The organism is Phaeodactylibacter luteus (assembly GCF_007993045.1).
In the GTDB taxonomy this organism is placed as follows: domain Bacteria; phylum Bacteroidota; class Bacteroidia; order Chitinophagales; family Saprospiraceae; genus Phaeodactylibacter; species Phaeodactylibacter luteus.
Window position 1 is genome coordinate 1 of sequence record NZ_VOOR01000131.1, and the last position, 1,473, is coordinate 1,473.

A 1,473-nucleotide genomic window follows, 5' to 3' on the forward strand; every position below is an offset into this window, starting at 1 on the left:
CAGCGCGCTGGGGCTGACCTGCCCATTGGGCGCTGCCGCGCCGCCCCAGGTGCCGCCGGCAGGGCTGGCCGTCATGAAGAACGGGCTGCCGTTGGAGCAGGCCGTTGGCGGCGGGTTGATGATGGGGTTGGGCGGAGAAAACACCGTGATTTGAAGTTCTGCCTCAGGTGGGCAGATGCCTTCGCCAGTTACAGCATACGTCACAGTCTGTATACCCGGAGAGTTTGGGATGAACACCCCAGAAGCACTCGCCGCGCCGCCCCAAGTACCGCCCGGCGGGTTGGCTGTAAGGGTGACCGAGGGGTCGCCAGGGCAGAACGGGCCGACGGGGTTGATGACAGGGTCTTGCCCTGATCCGCCTGAAGGTGGCCCAATCGTAGCTGTACCAGCGGTGCGGATGGTAAAACCACTAGCATTGTCAGTGAAATTATCCACAATGAGTACATAGACCGATCCTTGGGTCAGATTGACTGTGGCTACCCATCCGTTCGTCTGGGCAACACCAAAGCTGCCTAAAGGGTCTGATGAGATGCCTGTGGGAAAGTTTCCCCCAGGGGCGGCAAAACTACAGGCCACAACGCTGGCTCCAGGGTTCCCCGGGCATGCTCCTTGCATTAAGGCAAAATCATAGTCGTTTGTCCCAATCGGATTAATGAGGACTTCAAAAGTGCCGGAAGTTTGTGCTTCAAATGTAAAATAGTATGAACTATTTTCACCTCCTGCAAGGCAGGTCCCTGCAAAACTATCGTTGTCATTTCCGGATTCTACAGTGGGGATGGATAGCGTTTCCCCTCCATACGCTTGCGCACTGCAACAGTCAAATTGGGCAGAGGCGGAAACTGGTAGCAAGAAAGCAAAAATGGTGACAAGGGTGTAGAGTTTGCTGTTCATTGAGTAAGGTTGAATAATAGGCCGTTAAGCCTGATAAGCGTAAATCTTTGGTTTGTTCTGGGGAAGCGTAGGTGGCTAGAGGTAGAAGAGGCGTTTGGGTAAAGCCGCAAAACAGTTGTCGTGCTAATCGATATTTTTGCAAAATAAAGTGAATTTGCCGGAAAAACACAACAACTGGTACGAAGAATCGGCAGTATATAGGTCATTGGGGCGGGAATAGACTTTCCTATCCCCGCCCTATTCCCTTATTTCATCAAGATGACCTCCTGCGAGAAGGTCTCTGCCGCGCCATCGATATAGGAGACGGTGACCTGTACGACGAAGACAGCGGAGTTGAGGGGCTGCCCCCTGTAGGTGCCGTCCCACCCGAACTGCGGGTCGTTGGGCGGGAAGTTGAAGGCTTCGAAGACGGGCTCGCCCCACCTGGAGAAGACCTGTAGCGCATCGACCTGTAGGACTCTCGGGCTGGCATTGACGAAGAAGACGTCGTTGGCGCCGTCGCCATTGGGGGAGAAGACATTGGGGAGGAAGACATTCCCCCTTCGGTCGACGAAGACATTGAGCTCATCGGAAGCGGTGCAC

2 protein-coding genes are annotated in these 1,473 nt (G+C 54.9%); both read right to left on the reverse strand.

Annotated features, from left to right (window positions below):
• Nucleotides 1-891, reverse strand: an 891-nt coding sequence (locus tag FRY97_RS21790) for a hypothetical protein (protein ID WP_147169734.1), incomplete at its 3' end; no start/stop codon positions are given.
• Between the two features lie 245 nt (nucleotides 892-1,136).
• Nucleotides 1,137-1,473, reverse strand: a 337-nt coding sequence (locus FRY97_RS21795; RefSeq protein WP_147169735.1) for a T9SS type B sorting domain-containing protein, incomplete at its 5' end; no start/stop codon positions are given.